Source organism: Burkholderia sp. HI2714 (assembly GCF_002223085.1).
GTDB lineage: Bacteria > Pseudomonadota > Gammaproteobacteria > Burkholderiales > Burkholderiaceae > Burkholderia > Burkholderia lata_D.
The window spans coordinates 389,508-404,745 of record NZ_NKFM01000015.1 but is presented as its reverse complement, the minus strand read 5'-3'; the positions used below and the strand labels follow the sequence as shown (position 1 = coordinate 404,745).

Sequence of the window (15,238 nt, the reverse complement as noted above, 5' to 3'; positions counted from 1 at the left end):
TCGTCGCCAGCACGAACAGCGCGCTCATCCACAGGATGGCCGACTGGCTCGACAGGAAGTACTTGAGGAAGAACGCCGAATCGGCGCGCGCGAGATCGCCCTGGTAGATCTGGATCGACAGCAGCGCGAGCACGGCGATCGACGCCATCATCAGCCGCGCGGGCTTCCAGCGCCAGCCGAGCGCGATGAGCGCCGGCACGGTGCCGATCATCACCGCCTTGTCGTAGTCATCCATGCGCGCGTTGTAGTGCACGAGCGCATAGCCCGCGCCCACCACGAGCGCCAGTGCGAACAGCCAGTCGAGCAGCGACAGGCGCGCGAGGAACGGACGGTCGTCGAACAGATCGACTGCCCGAACCTCCCGCAACGCACCTGTTTGCCGATACGGCGACGCGGCAACGGAAGCCGCATCGCCGCGAGAGGATTGCATCGCTTTCATGGCACTCACCGAAATGGAACTGCGCAGGGTTGGAAGAAAAAGAAGCGCCCCGCCCCGGGGGAGACGAAACGCCTAAATGATCACTGCCGGCGCCGGCCGCCTGCCCGCCGCGCGGCACGTGCCGCCTGCGACGCCGATTCGGCGGCGCTTGCTCATCGGTCGGCCGGCGGGTTCGTCGGTGCACCGGCCTCCGGCTCGTTCATCGATGCACCCACCTCCGGCGCGTTCATCGGTGCACCCACCTCCGGCGCGTTCGTCGATACACCGGTTTCCATCGGGCTCGTCGATGCACCGACTTGCGGCGGGTTCGCCGATGCGCCGGCCTCCGCCGGGAATGCCTCGACGAATGCCGCGACGGCGCGCATGTCCTGCTCCGTCATGTTCGAGCACACCGACTTCATGACCGCGCCGCGCGGCCGCGTGTCGGTTTCCCGGAAAATCCTCAGTTGCTTCAGCACGTAGTCCGCGTGCTGGCCGGCGAGACGGGGAAACCCGCTCATGCCCTCGCCATGCTGGCCATGACACCCGATACAGGCCGCGACGCCCTTGTCCGGCAGGCCCGACACGAAGATCGCCTTGCCCGTGTCGACGAGCAAGCGATCGCCGACCTCGCCGAGCGCCGCCGGCTGGCTCGAGAAATACTCCGCGAGCTGGTCGATCTGCGCATCGGTCAGATGCGTGAAGCCCCACATGTAGCGCTTCGCATTCGGATCGGCGCGCGCGTGATGCTTGAAGTCGTTCAACTGATCGACGAGATATTCCTTGCGCTGTCCGGCGAGCTTCGGAAACATCGGCGACACCGACACACCGGTCGCGCCATGGCAGTTCGAGCACACCTGCAGCGCGATGGTCTTGCCGGACACGGCCGGGTTGTCGACTTCCCGCGACCGCTCGAGGTCGTGACAACCCGATACCGCCAGCACCAGCGCAAGCGAAGCGAAATGGGTCACCTTGTTCATTTCAGTGCTCTCCCTGCCGCAACGTCCGTCGTCCCGTCGGACGTCAGAACGACGCGATCCATAGATAGACGAACAGCGTGTCGTTGTCCCTTGCATTGCGTCCGTTGCCGTCGTAATTGGTGGTCGCGCCGAGGAACTTCGTGAAGTGCGTGTACTGGATGCCGACGCGAATGTGTTGATCCGGTATCCAGAAGATTTCCGGCGTCCAGCCCTGTGAATTCGGATGAAAGTTCGCGCTCGCCGCATAGGCCGTGCTGTCGGCGGTGCCCGTCGTATTGAAGAACGACAGGCTGACGCCGTACTTGGCCTGGTAGATGTACGACGCCTTGAGCCGCAGCGAATTCAGGTTCGCGGCCGTGTTGTCGCTCACGACGAAATTGTTCGGATCGTGAATGTTTTCGCGTACGTAGCGCGCCTGCGCAGTGATCGTGTGCGGCTCCAGCAGGTACTGGTACTGCGTGTCGAAGCCGTAGTCCCGATAGCGCGTCACACCGGTGCCGAAGATCGGGAAGCTGTTCGGGTCGTTCGGATAGATGTCGACGCTCAGCCCGAACGCGCCGACCATCAGGCTGTGCGGCCCCCAGTCGCGCGTCAGCGCGATGCGTGCATAGGGGTTGTAGCCACGCAGGTAGACCTGCGGGTGGTCCGGGTTGCCCGCGTGGTTGCCCTTGCTCAGGAACGACCAGATGCCGTCGGCCGTGCTGTAGGCGGTCAACTCCGCGTAGACCGTCTTGTTCCAGTACAGGTACCCGCCCATGCCGACGACCTGCATCGCGAGCCCCCCCTCGATCATCGGCGTAACCGGAACGCCGCCAACCGGGCTGATCGCCGAGCCGATGTACGGATAGCTCCAGGCCGGCGCGGTATTGAAGACGTCCTGCACGGTCGGGTTGTTATGCAAGGTCAGGCCGAGGATCAGGTCGTTGGCGGGCGAGATGATCCGGTCGACGAAGCGGAAGTCGGTGTTGTCCGATGCCCACCACCCTTTCCATTTTCCGTTGGCATCCTGATGATCGTAGTTCGCATAGGTGAACTGCGCGAAGCCGCCGAGATGGTCGGTGATCTTCCCGGCGAGGAACACGCTCGCGAAGTCGAAGATCGGCAGGCCGTCCTTGGGACTGACCGGATTGCCGCTCGCGTCGCTGTTGAAGCGCGTCTTGGTCAGATCGCCTACCGCCATCGCCGCAAGCGGAATCGTGCGTTCGCCGAGCGTATAGCCATTCAACTTGAACATGCGCCCGTATGGCGTCAGTTCGGGAAACTGTCCGCCGGCATGGCAGGCGACGCAGCTCTGCCCGGTCTGTCGGGCAAAGATCGGCAGTGCCTGCCCAACGGACGCCTGCAGCATCGCGAGCGCCGCGATCACGATCATCAAGCCGCGATGCACCCAGCGATGACGCATGTCATGATCGACAGGAAGCGTTGTCATGGCTGTTCTCCCCCCTCACGCGGTGCGCACCGCGCTGCGCCGCCGCGACATCAGAACGTCGCGCGATGTATTCATTGTGCGAAGCGCCCGCGATAACCGGCATGGGGAGACTTCCTCCATACGCGGTCTGATTCCTCCCCCATCTCGACGCGCGCTCCGCTCAGGGGACGATCCAGCCTCCGTCGGCCGCGAGCTTCGCGCGATCCGGCCCGGCGAACCGCACGATATAGCCGCCCTTCGATGCGAAGCGCTGCCCGGGCGCGAGCGTCAGGCGCGGGTAATAGCCGGTCAGGATGCGGCGTTCGAGCATGTCCTCGATGCGCTCGACGAGATACTCGCCCACGAGCGCATCGACCAGGTGGCTCAGCGTCTCGGCGAGCAGGCCGCATGCGAGATACGTGTCCGCCTGCACCTGCGGCGCGACCATCGGGATCCGCCGGATCGTGAACCAGCCGAACGCGTAGTCGACGCGCACGCGCCGCCCCTCGGGCAAGTCGAACGGATAGGCGACGCGCGTCACGCCGCGCCAGCGCGTCGGCAGCGGCGTGCTGTCGAGCCCGCCGAGCAGCCCCGACATGAACACCGTGTCCGACGCGGGCGGCACATGCTCGAGCGCCGCGAGGTCGGGCGGCCGCAACCACAGCACGAGCACCTCGTCGTGTGCCATTCCGTGCAACGCATGCGCGACGCCGTCGCGAGGCGCGAGCGCGTGATTCGACACCGCTATGCCGTGCGCCTTCAGCGCGGCGGTCAGTGCCTGTGCGCCCCGCTCGCCGTTGTCGCCCGCGCGGTAGACCTGCCGGACCGTCTTCACCACCCCCGCCGCAGGCCGCGTACCGGCTTCATCCAGGATGCGCTTCGCGATCAGGTCCGACTCGAGCAATACGCCGCGCGAGAAGTACACGGAGTAGAAATCGTGATCGGTCTCGACCGGCACTTCGACGTTCGGAAACAGGCACGGCACGGCCTCCTGTTCGCAGAAGTCGTGAACGGGCGCCCAGCTCCCGCCGCCAAGCCCCGACACCACGGCCAGCACCGGCTGCCGCGCGAAATACTGCCTGAGCTGTTCATGCCATGTGTCGGGCGGGCCCGTGAGCGACCAGACGTGCAGCTCCCAGCGCCGATTGACCATGAACATCATTTTTCGCGTCGAGCGCAGCGGCGGCGTCGCACCGATCGGAAACGCGTTCTTGTCCGCGAAGTAGTGCTGCAGGACGTCGAGCATGCCAGCCCGCTTCACCGGGTCCACATCGGGCGTGACGATCGTCGCGAAATGCAGCACCGTATCGGTCACACCCGACGGCCGGTGGCGATCGAGACGTTTCAGGTAGCCCGTCAGCGCAGCCATGTCGGCATCGCCGAGCGCGTACTGCGGCATCAACCTGCCGAGCGGCCTGCCGTCCGAACCGATCCCGTCGCGCACGGCTCGCGCGAGCCGTTCCTCCGTGTAGGGTTCGCGATCGGTGCGCATGCCGGGCACGTACGGAATGTCGAGATCCTCGCCGGTTTGCGCGCGAGGATGCACCAGATAGCGCCACGTGATTGGCGGAATCGTATTGTTGCCCTCCTTCGAACCGAGGCCGCTGCGCCGGTGGCAATTGATGCAGGCGGCCGCGGCGCCGCGCAGGCGCACGCCGTCCGGATGCACAGCTTCGAGCGGCGCGCCCGAACCGAGGATGCCGCGCTGGTAGATCGCCTCGCCCGCGTCCGCCGGCGCGACCGGCACGGGCGCCACAGGTTCGCCAGGCGCCACCTCGTCACAGCGCGCGTGACCGGCAGGCGCGCACAGCACGGCCAGCAGAATCAGGCGCGCCAGCCGTCGGTTCACGGCAAGCGGACGCGCCGCCGCGAGGGCGCGCAGCCGCCGCCGGATGCCGTTCATGGCCGTGGCGTCGGCAGGCCGGCGCTCGGCGGCGCCGGCGACACGCTCGCATCGATCGCGACCGAACGGCGTCCGCCCGGCGACGCGGGCCGGGCGAAGATCGCATCGTCGAGCGGCCGATTCAGCACCACCTTGTCGATGACCAGCGTGTCCTTGTTCGGGGAAGCCGCCGTATGGCTTTCGATCCTGCACGGGATCTGCAGCCCGTCGATACCCTTGAAATCGCCGTAGCTCACTTCGACGGTGACCGGGCCGCGCGGGCCACGCAACTGGCGGTCGAACTTCACGTCCAGGAACGTGCGGCCATCGATCCACACATGGCGAACCGCGCCGGAAGGCAGCGTCACCGCGAGGCGGTATGCATCGTGCCCGCCGATCGGGTCGACCCCTTCCAGCGTCACGCCGACGCCCTTCGCCTCATGATCGATCAGCGGCCCGTCGATCACCTGCTCGTCACGCGCCGACCTGATCTCGTCGATCGTGTACGGCCGCGGACTCGCACCCAGCTTCCAGCCTTCCCTGCCGTCGAAGACGCGCACGCTCTTCTCGTTCAACACCGTCAGCTCGAAGCGCGTCTTGTTCGGACGCTTCATCGCGAGGACGAACGGCATGTCCCGCACGGGGGCGTTCGCGCTGTCGACATGGCCGAACCAGACCATCGTCCGGACCTTGCGCCATGCGTCGAGGCCGCCCCGCGCGGCGACATTCTTCTCGACGATCTGGTCCGCGGTGAGACCCTGCCCCGGCACTTGCTTGCACGCGCACAAGGCTGCCGCCATGCAGCCGGCGAGCACCCACGATTCGATTCGCTTCATGGCCTCGGTCCTCGCCCGATTGTCCGGCTAGCGGCTCATCACCGTGGCCGCACCGAGCTGCGGCTTGCCGAACGATGCATCGTCCACCGGCTGATTCACCGCCACGTGATCGATCGTCAATTTGTGCGTTCCCTTCACGCCGGCAACGGCCGTCTCGAGCGTGTGCGGCACGACGATCCCCCCCTCCTTCCGGAAGTCGCGAAAGAACACGGAGACGCCGTGCATCCTGCCGTCGAGCACGCGCGGGTCACCGTCGATCTTCAGCTCGAGGAACGTGGCCGCATCGATCCACACACGACGCTCCGCCCGCTCTTTCGTCGTCACTTTCAGCACGTAGGCGCGATGCCCTTCCACCGTTTCCGAGCCGATCAACTGAACCGTGCTGCCCTTGCTCGCGTAATCGACGAGCGGCCCGTCCAGTTCCGCGGACTGCGCCGCCGATTTCGCCTCGGCCTGCGTATAGGGCTCGACTTCGTCACGGCCGAGGAACGGCCGGACTTTCCAGCCCTGCGCACCGTCATAGACCTGGAACGCCGTCTGCCCGTTGAAGCGGACTTCGAAGCGGCTCTTGTGCGGACGCTTCATCGTCATCACGAACGGCAGCGCGGTGTTCTTCTTGCCGCCGGCCTCCATCAGCCCCGACATCGTCAGCGTGCTGACCGTGCGCCAGGCTTGCAGCCCGCCGCGCGCCGCCACGTTGCGCTCGACGATCTGCGCGGCGCTCGCGCGCCCCGCCGATGCCGCCCCGGCCTGGGCGGTGCCTGCCGCCGAGGCCGCGATCGAGTCGGGCGCCGACGCGAGCAAACCAGCCAGCGAGGCTGCCCCAACCACTACCGAAAGAAACCGGGTCATGAGTCTTCTCCTGTCCCTGTGCCGCCAATCGCGGCCGCATCGTCATTCGACCAGCAGCCCGTCGATATGCAACGATCCGATGATCACGTTCACGCGTTCGCCGACCTTGACGACGTTGCCCTTGTTCGAAAACACCATCCAGTATTCCCGGCCGGCCTCGAGCCGGCCGCTTTGCCGCAACTGGCCGACCTTGTCCATCACCGGCACCTCCAGCAGCGCGTGACTCGTCTGCCCGTACAGATACGGCGTCGCGCTCCTGTCGGCGAGCCGCTTCGCGGCGGCGGGATCGGTCACGCGGTAGCTGAAGCGGATCAGGTTGTCCGATGTGATGCGGTGCACCTTCAGGTTGTCGATCCCCCTCGTCATCATGTAGTAGGTTCTCGCGCGCTGCGAGAGGTCCGGCCGGTATGGCGAGTGCCTCGCACCCGCGCCGGGCGCAGCAGGCGCGCCCTGCTGCGCCGCGGCCGGCTCTGCGACGGCCGCGGCGACAAGACAGGCGGCGACGGCGTAAAGCGCCGCTCGCCTGCACAGCAAACATGAACGGTTCATGGCTTCCCCCTTCAAGGTCGATTCAGCGCCGTGCCGAGCCCAAGCGGATTGATCCGCAGGCCGCCCACGACGCCGGCCGGCAAGATCGGCGCCGCCGGCGGAGCGATCGGCAGGCCACCCACGACGCCGGCCGGCACGATCGGCACCGCCAGCGGGGGAATCGGCAGACCGCCCACGGCATCGGTCAGCACCGTGCCGAGCGCCAGCGGATCGATCGGCAGGCCGCCCACGATGCCGGACGGCAGGAACTCGACCGCACCGATGTCGTACTTCCCCTGTTGCGGACGCGCCGTACCGAAGAAATCATGATTCGGCGCGCCCGTTGGCGTTCCTGCGTTGATCGCGGGCGAACCTGCGCGCGGCGAGTAGTTGCCGAGCAATACGCCGTAACCGGTGCTGCCGGGCACGATCGACATGTTGAACAGCGACAGCGGGCCATACGACATGTTGATCCACTGATTGCCCTCATCCGGCACGGCCGACGGCAGCAGGGTGAACAGCGGGTTCGGCAAGATCGTGTCCGAGATGCCGGGCGGCACCGCGAATCCGTTTCCGCCTCCTTCCGGCGGCACGCGCGCGCCATTGCAGTACTGGCTCACGACTGCCGGGTTGGCCCCGCTGTTGTTCGCGCCGGGGTAGTCGCCCACATCCGTCAGGATCGAATACCGCGGGCTCAGCGAAAGACCCGACTGATGGTTGCCCGGGCCCGTGTCGCCATACGCGCCGATATCCCAATACACCGCATGCGGATCGCAATAGCCTGTCGCGTGCCCCGCCTGGTTCAACGTCGGGTTCAACGTCACCGTGTTCTGCACCCCGGGGATGTTCGGATTCGTTCCGGACACCGTGATGAAGAACGTGCGGTTCTGCCAGAACACGTTGTTGGTCAGCACCGGGTTCGAGAACGTCGTGCAGTTCGGCAGGCCCGCCGGACACGCCACCCCGGCAGTGGTGAACGCCGTCACGAAGTTCGCCGTATGCCGCGCGGTCTCGAGTCCGGCCGGCTGGTACGTCGACGTCGTGATCGGGTTGCACGTCGTTTGCGCGCCGACCGTGGTGCAGTTCGGCGGCCCGACGTTCGCCTGGGTGGCCGCGTCCGTGTTGAACAGCACGCCGGCGGATGCCGTCGCGTCGTTCGACATCACGGTGTTGTTGACGAAGCTCACGGCCACCGCATCCTGCAGCGACACGCCGCCGCCGCCCCAGCCCGCGACATTGTTCGCGATGATGTTGTTGATGACGCGAACCGTGTACCAATGCGCCGCGTTGCCGGGGCTGCGCTCCACATCCGTGCCGTTCACCTGCTGCAGCCGCAACCCGCCGCCCTTGCCGCTCTCCGCCGTGTTGCCCATGATCAGGTTGCCGTCGATCACCAGTTGCGGCCCGATGCCGTCGGACAGTTGCGGCGCGCAGTCCACGTCGACCGTCGAGTTCTCGCAGAAGGTGCCGTCCGGCGGCACGCCCTGCGCGATGATGCCGCCGCCGTAGGTCGGCAGTGTCGGGTTGTTGCTCTGGTTGAACAGCACCCAGTTGTGCGAGATATCGCCGGCGTAGCTGAAGCCGAAGTGCGCGACGCCTCCGCCGTCGCCGCTGCTCATGTTGCCGCACACCCAGTTGTAGTTGAAGTGGTAGTTGTCGGCGCCCGTGCAGAACACGACGCCGCCGGCCGACGACGGTGTGCTCGAATTGATTTCATCGCCGTACGCCGCGTTCGACGTCACCGAATTGTGGTGCACGTTCACGGCCTTGTTGAAGCCGAACGGAAGCTCGGTGAAACCATCGGCTGCGATCGTGCCGTCCGGCACTTCAACCTGGCCGACCGAGATGCCGCCCGCGAGCGTGCCCGCATTCGAAAACACGCGGTTGTTCGACACCTCCATCAGATGGTTCCAGCCGTGCAGGAAAATCCCGCCGCCGCCCTGCGAGCTGTTCGTGACCGTGATGCCGTCGATGCGCGACGGATTGCACAGGAAGTTGCTCGGGTTATTCCGGCAATCCGGCGGGTTCGGCTGGAACCGGGTCGGGCCCGTGAGCGGCACGCAAATCCCGTTCGCGACGCAGTTCGGGTCGGCCTGCGGCACGCCGCCCACCAGCACGTCCCGCACGCCCTTGCCGAGCACCGTGATGCCGGCGCCTTCGTAGGCGCCCATCAGCGTCGGCTCGAGCAGCATTTCGCCGAGGTTGCCGTTCAGGTTCGCGTCCCACCCCACGGTCGGCTCGAACGGGATCGGGTCAACCTTGCGCTGCATCGCCGTCGGGCACGTGTAGGTGCCGCTCGGGTCGTACGGGTTCGAGGCCGAAATCATCGCGCCGTTGATCGCGACGCCGAACAGGCAGTCGACCTTCCTGCGCCACGCGTCCATCTTGCCCGACGGATGCGTGTTCGCGTTGATCACGACCGACGGGGCGCCGACGCCCTGCAGCCGCACCGGCTTCCACATCACGACCATCTCGTTGTAGGTGCCCGGACCGACGATGATCAGGTCGCCCGGGGTCGCGTTGTCGATCGCGGTCTGGATCGCGTCGTTGGTCGCGTTCTCGCCGTTCACGTAAGTCGGCGCCTTGCCGCCCACCGTCACGGTGACCGTGTCGATCGTGTTCTTGCCGCTGGCGGTCGTGACGACCAGTTCGCCGCAGGACGCCGGCGTCAGCACCCCGCGCTGGTCAACGGTGCAGCTCGAGCCGATCAGCGGCGTCACGACGACGTGGATCTCCGAGTCCGTCCACGACTGCACCGCCGCCACCTTGCCGCCGATCGTGACCTTGCCTTGCGCCGCACCGAAGCCGTAATGGCGCTTGACGAACTTCTGGTTGAACGGCGTGGCGGTCGCGGCCGGCCCGTTGTACGCGTTGTTCGGCACGACCTGGTCGCCGAGCGCCTTGATCGTCAGCTGGTGGCCGACCGCGCTGACCCACGGGCCCGCGCCGCCGCCGCTCGCGTCGCCGGTCACGCTGGCAATCGCGGGCGTGCCGTCCGGGTACGCGCAGTCAGGCTGGTTGTAGCCGGAAGCAAACGCCTGGACCGGCACCACCGGCGTGTCCATGTACTGGGTCTGTCCGGGCATGAACGGGATCTCGTAGCAGAACTGGCTGTATGCCGGGTTGAACAACGGATCACGGATCGTCTTCCCCGGATGCGCCGGGTCGGGCATGTCCGGATCGTTCATGCACGCGACCATCATCGTCGGCGCGTAGCCGGTCGGATTCGGCGGATTGACCTGCCACGTCGAATAGTTCAATCCGTTGAAGATGCCCCAGGCGTCCGAATAGATGCGCGCGACTTCATTGCCGCCGAAATCCTTCATCGAGATCGGCACGTTCGGCACCGCGAACTTCTCGCCGAACTGCGGCGAGTACGGATCGAACTCGGACGAGAAGTCGTCGAGCATGAAGCCGGTGAAGTGCGCGGCGACATGGGTGGAGCTGAACAGCCAGAACTTCGCGAGCACCGACATTTCGTTCGTGAGCGTGACCTCCTTGCGGTCGCACAGGTGGCGGGACGCGCCCGCGAACGGCGCAACCTCCTTCGAACCCGGGAACAGGCTGATGTAGTCCGGCACGACGCGCAATGCGCCGACGCACGGCCAGAACGTCTCGACACTGCCCGTGTCGCCTTCGTGCCGCGGCGTCGAACCGAGATCGGACGTCGGGTTCTGGGCATTGTTCGGGTTGAAGGTCGAATTCATCGCCGCCTGGTCGGGCAGGATGAAGATATTGCCGAGGCCGCCGAACTGCTGCGTCACCGGGGCGATGTAGTTGTCGCCGATCAGGATGTTCTTGTCCTCCTCCTTCACGAGCTCGTAGCCCGGCGGCACCACCACCTCCACGACGTATTTCCCGGTCGGCAGCATCCGCGTGCCGTCGCCCGACGGATTCGCCACGCAAATCTTGCAGTTCGTGCCCGTCGGCAGGCCCGTCGACGGATCGCGCGTCGTCACGCTCGGGAACTGGTACATCCCGTCGTACGGCGCGGGCTGCACCTGGTTGAACGCGTGCATGCCGTCATAGCACTTGAATTGCGAATGCACGGGCAACGCGCGATGCGTCGGGTCGAGCCACTGCGGGCTGTCCTTCAGCGTGAAGAAGAACGGGTCGCTCGTCTCCTGCCCCGGGCAGTTCATGTTCGGAATGCCGTCGGTGCGGAAGCCCTGCGCCCAGTCGTCCCAGCTGCTCGTCTTCGTCGTATCGACGAGCGCGAGCGTCGTCGTGCCGTCCGCCGCCGTGTCCTCCCGGTACAGGTTGACCGTCACGTTCGGAATGTTCGGCGTCCAGCTCGTGTGAATGAGCAGCGCCGGGTCGTCGAACGGCCGCGTCGACGCGTAGATCACCTCGCCCTTGATGCCGCCGTTCTCGGTCGGGCCGTACGGCTTCTTGCCGAACTCGATGAACGAATTCTGGCCGGAGAAGCCCTGCCAGCCTTCGGTCGTCACCCACGGCGGGTCGATCCGCGCGGTCGACGGGTTCGTGCCGGACTGGTCGTTGCAGTCAGCGTCATTGCAGTACCGGGCGCCCGGCACGCGCAGGTTCGTCGGCAGATGCGCCGTCGACGATTCGACCGTGTTGGCGAAATTCGCCGCGATGTTCGAGCTGCCGCCGCCGGGCGTGCCGTCGACCGGACCGCCCGCGTCATACACCACGTGCACGCCCGTCTGTTTGTAGCGCGTCGTGTCGGCTTCGGCCACGTACCAGTTGAACAGCGGGAACACTTCGTTGAATCCGGCGAAGCCGTTCAGGTCCGTGTTGTTGAAGTTCGAATAGCTCCCGTCGCGGAACCGGATGTTGGTCGGCACGAGCGTGAGCCCGGGCTCGCTGTCCTGCGAGACGCCGTCGCCGTTCTGGTCGAAGAAGGTCCGCGTATACAGATTCGTATGCCACTGCAGCACGGGGATGTCGCCGAGGTTCTTTGACTGTCCGCCCTTCAACTGCGTCGCCGTCGCCAGCCCGTCGACGATCTGGTCGTTCCATTGATCGAAGACCGTGATGCGGAACGTGCCGTCGGGCAGGCCGCTGATCGTGAACGTGCCGTCGGGATTGCACTTGGTAAAGGCGATGTCCTCCCCGTCGGTGTCGCCGACGCTCACGTAGCACTGCGTGAAGCCCAGCGAATCGCGCGAGCCCGAGCCGTACAGGTTCTCGTTCGGCGGGCGGCTGTAGTGCAGATTCGTGATCCGGCCGGCGAGCGAGTTGTTGCAGGTCGCGTGAGCGCATACCACCGGCAGCCGGTCGTTGATGATCTTCGGATTCGCGAAGCCGATCGACACGTGGAAGCCCGCGGGCCCGAACTCCTGGAAGTACGACGGGCCGCCGACCTTGATGAACGCGTCGTGCGCCTTCTGTCCGTCCAGCGTGTTGGTCTGCAGCCACTCCTCGCCGCGGCCGTTCCGGTCGGCACCCGGCGTCGCGACGACGCCATAGCGTCCCGGCATCAGGTTCGCGATGACTGCCTGGCCAACCAGTGGCGACAGCGTCTTGCCGTCGGACTCGTATTTCGGGCAGGTCGGGATCATGCCGACGAGACCGTCGGTCGACGTCGTCGAAATCGGGCAGGCGTTCAGGCCCGTGGCGGGATCGACGGTGCCCTGCAGCGAATTCGACAGCGGCATGTTGAACATGTCGTAGGTCATCTGCCCGGTGGCGTCGCCGGTGCCGCCGGCGTCGTCGAACAGCTTGATCTCGAACCCGCCGAGACCCGGCTCATGCGCGCTGCCGAAGCCGTCGTTGCCGCCGCTCACGTCCACTTCGCCGTTGACGGGCGCATCGTCTTCGAACACGAATACCGAAATCTTCGCGGTCTGCAGCGGCGTCTCCTGCACGAGCACGTTGACGTTCTTTTGTCCCGGCGCGATCGGCGCGCCGCCCATCGTATGACCGCAGGCGCCCGTGCCCGGCGCGAAATCCGCGCCGCCGGGACCGGACGGGCAATCCTTCGAAATGTCGAACTGCCGCATCGCGCCGGTGGGATTGCTCGGATCGACGGGTTTCGGGGCGCCCCCGCCGTTCGAGAAACTGTTACCCGCATCGCCCGGCAGAATCGAGATGTAATAGTGCTTGGCCGGATCGAGCGACACCTGGCTCGGGTCGACCGGCACCTGCTGCGAGGCTGTCGTGCGGCACGCGCCGTCGCCGATGTCGCATACCGCGGGCACGTGCGTGTTGGTGGCAGGATCGAACACCGTCTGCCCCGACTCGCACGCCACCGTGCCGACACAACCCGCCGCGACCACCGGCATGTAGCTCGAATGGAAGCTGGTGCCGAGACTCGGCACCGGCAGAGGCGGACAGTTCGCGGGGCGCGGCGTCGTGTTCACCTGGCAGGCCGGATCGATCTGGAACGTGCGGTCTTCCTCGATGATCCAGCGATAGTCGGTGAGCTGCACGGGCGTCTTGCCCGGGGCCGCGCTCGGCGCGTCCAGCACCTTCACCGCGAGTCCGCTGCCGCCATTGAACGTGACGGTCACGGTCGCGGGCGCGCTCGCGGTGTTCTGCGAGTTGACCGCCGTGTACTTGAAGGTCACGCCCGCGGTTGCGCTGCCGACCGGCGGCGCGGCCGGCGTCACGCTGAACGACCCGTCCGCGTTCAGTGTGACCGTGCCGCCGCTGGCGCTGTTCGGCACCACCACCGCCGCGAGCGGCAGGCCGCTCGGGTCCGTGTCGTTGACGAGCACGCCGGGCGCGCCGATCTGCAGCCGTGACGCGATGGTGCTGGTGTAGCTGTCGTCGTGGGCGACGGGCGGACCGGACAGGCAGCCGGCGGCTTGCGTGCACGGAGCCAGCGTCACCGTCGCGGTGACCGCGGGATTGCCGTTCGCCTGATACACGAAGCTGTCGGAAGTCGTACCCGATTTGGGCACGTAGCTGAACGTGCCGTCCGGGTTCAGCGTCACCGTTCCGTTGGCAGGCTTGGTCACGAGCTGCACGCCATAGACGCCAACGTCGTTGGCGATCACCCCTTTCCCGGGGTCCGCCACGGTCAGCGTGTTGCCCGCCACGAGGAAGTATTTGTCGGGATTGGCGACGACGTTCTGGCCACCGCCACCGGCAGACGGAAGCGCGCCGTTGTTGATGCTCAGATACGCCTGCATGCCGCCGTCGCGCTGGTTGTTGGTAGACAGGCTCAGTTGCCGGTCGAACACCGGCAGCGCGGGCGCATTGAGGCCCGGTGCGGTCATCATCACGTCGTAAGTCTTGCCGGCCGCCAGGAACACGGACGACTGCACGCGCGGATTGCCGGGCAACGGATTGCCGTCCTCGGCGACGAGCGTGAAGCCGGAAACCGACGGGTTGCCGCTTTGCGCGCCAACCACCGACGGCACGTGCATCCGCAGGCCCGCGTTGACGAAGCGCAGGAGCACCTGGCCGGTCGACACGGAAGCCGTTGCGGGGAACGACGACCGGTCCGGATGCGTACGATCGAAGGCGACGCCGTTGATCAGGTAATAACGCGGATCGTAGTTCACCGCCGGCGGATAGCAGGTGCCGAACGATGAGGAGTGCGAATCCCCGCAGCCACCGGAAAGGCCGGACCAGACCTTGGTTTCGCTGAAGCCGGCAGTCGCCACGGCCGCGGCGACCGCGGCGTTCTGCACCGGATCGATTTCGCTCAGCACGAGCGGGATGTCGGCATCGTATGGCACGCCCGGATAGGCGATCGGTCGCGACGTCGCGGTCGCCGGCGGCGTCCGCACCACGAGCACGCCATAGAGGCCCATCGGCCCCTGGATCGACGGATGGGAGCCCGATTCGATCAGGTAGGTGCCGGGCCGCAGGTTGTTCCACGTCAGCGCCGTCGTCGCGCCGTGAGCCACCTCGGTCGAGAACGACTGGACCCGTGGCCCCTGCGCGGGCGGCGTGAACGTCGCGCCGCTGCCGGTGCCGGCGATCGGCCAGGTCGTCGAGGTTTGTGGCGGATGCACGGGGCTCGGCGTCGACGTCGACGTCTTGCCGAGACCGCCGCCCAGCTGGCCGACGATCACGAGCGACGTCGGTACGGAGGCAGGCAGACTGTTCGTGAGGTTGATCGTCAGCGACGCGCCGGACGGCACGGTGATCACCACCGGCGACCAGCCCGATCCGGCGCCGGGATTGACCGCCGCACAGGTGGCCGGCGCCACGGCGGCCGCCGAGCACGTGTAGCCCCACATCGGCACGATCTCGCCGTCGGGCATCGTGGCGGACACGGCCTTCGCCGTCAGGTTCACGGTCTGGGCGAGCGATGCCTCGCTCGCTGCCAGTAGCATGGACGCGGCGAGGCTCGCCTTGGCCAGGCGGAGAAACATCTCCTTGAACTGGATGAATCGCATTTCCGTTCTCCCC

At 66.6% G+C, this 15,238-nt stretch carries 7 protein-coding genes and 1 pseudogene; all 8 read right to left on the bottom strand.

Going from position 1 to position 15,238, the window contains the following annotated elements; translation table 11 throughout:
* Positions 1 to 439 (bottom strand): annotated as a pseudogene (locus CFB82_RS06440) (c-type cytochrome biogenesis protein CcsB); the annotation flags it as partial.
* Between the two features lie 152 nt (positions 440 to 591).
* Positions 592 to 1,398 (bottom strand): c-type cytochrome, encoded by an 807-nt coding sequence (locus tag CFB82_RS06435; protein ID WP_089483636.1) that lies wholly within the window; start codon positions 1,396 to 1,398, stop codon positions 592 to 594.
* Positions 1,399 to 1,441: 43 nt separating this feature from the next.
* Positions 1,442 to 2,827 carry a cytochrome C gene (locus CFB82_RS06430; RefSeq protein ID WP_179255377.1) on the bottom strand — a complete coding sequence of 462 codons (1,386 nt, stop codon included), beginning with the start codon at positions 2,825 to 2,827 and terminating at the stop codon, positions 1,442 to 1,444.
* 160 nt (positions 2,828 to 2,987) lie between these two features.
* On the bottom strand, positions 2,988 to 4,709 hold the full coding sequence (locus CFB82_RS06425) for a cytochrome C (RefSeq protein ID WP_089483635.1): 1,722 nt from the start codon (positions 4,707 to 4,709) through the stop codon (positions 2,988 to 2,990).
* Positions 4,706 to 5,524 (bottom strand): hypothetical protein, encoded by an 819-nt coding sequence (locus CFB82_RS06420; RefSeq protein ID WP_089483634.1) that lies wholly within the window; start codon positions 5,522 to 5,524, stop codon positions 4,706 to 4,708. The genes CFB82_RS06425 and CFB82_RS06420 overlap by 4 nt, the downstream gene beginning before the upstream one ends.
* Before the next feature lie 27 nt (positions 5,525 to 5,551).
* The gene (locus CFB82_RS06415) at positions 5,552 to 6,376 is read right to left on the bottom strand and encodes an outer membrane lipoprotein-sorting protein (RefSeq protein ID WP_256990279.1); all 825 of its coding nucleotides are present in this window, start codon (positions 6,374 to 6,376) and stop codon (positions 5,552 to 5,554) included.
* Positions 6,377 to 6,418: 42 nt separating this feature from the next.
* Positions 6,419 to 6,745, bottom strand: a complete 327-nt coding sequence (locus CFB82_RS44525) for a hypothetical protein (RefSeq protein ID WP_373558746.1) — start codon at positions 6,743 to 6,745, stop codon at positions 6,419 to 6,421.
* Between the two features lie 191 nt (positions 6,746 to 6,936).
* On the bottom strand, positions 6,937 to 15,225 hold the full coding sequence (locus CFB82_RS06405; RefSeq protein WP_179255376.1) for an Ig-like domain-containing protein: 8,289 nt from the start codon (positions 15,223 to 15,225) through the stop codon (positions 6,937 to 6,939).
* Between the last annotated feature and the right edge of the window lie 13 nt (positions 15,226 to 15,238).

Bases quoted from the DNA above. Each gene is read 5' to 3' on its own strand.
- CFB82_RS06430 (WP_179255377.1), bottom strand. From the start codon at position 2,827: ATGACAACGCTTCCTGTCGATCATGACATGCGTCATCGCTGGGTGCAT.
- CFB82_RS06420 (WP_089483634.1), bottom strand. From the start codon at position 5,524: ATGAAGCGAATCGAATCGTGGGTGCTCGCCGGCTGCATGGCGGCAGCC.
- CFB82_RS06435 (WP_089483636.1), bottom strand. From the start codon at position 1,398: ATGAACAAGGTGACCCATTTCGCTTCGCTTGCGCTGGTGCTGGCGGTA.
- CFB82_RS44525 (WP_373558746.1), bottom strand. From the start codon at position 6,745: ATGATGACGAGGGGGATCGACAACCTGAAGGTGCACCGCATCACATCG.
- CFB82_RS06425 (WP_089483635.1), bottom strand. From the start codon at position 4,709: ATGAACGGCATCCGGCGGCGGCTGCGCGCCCTCGCGGCGGCGCGTCCG.
- CFB82_RS06415 (WP_256990279.1), bottom strand. From the start codon at position 6,376: ATGACCCGGTTTCTTTCGGTAGTGGTTGGGGCAGCCTCGCTGGCTGGT.
- CFB82_RS06405 (WP_179255376.1), bottom strand. From the start codon at position 15,225: ATGCGATTCATCCAGTTCAAGGAGATGTTTCTCCGCCTGGCCAAGGCG.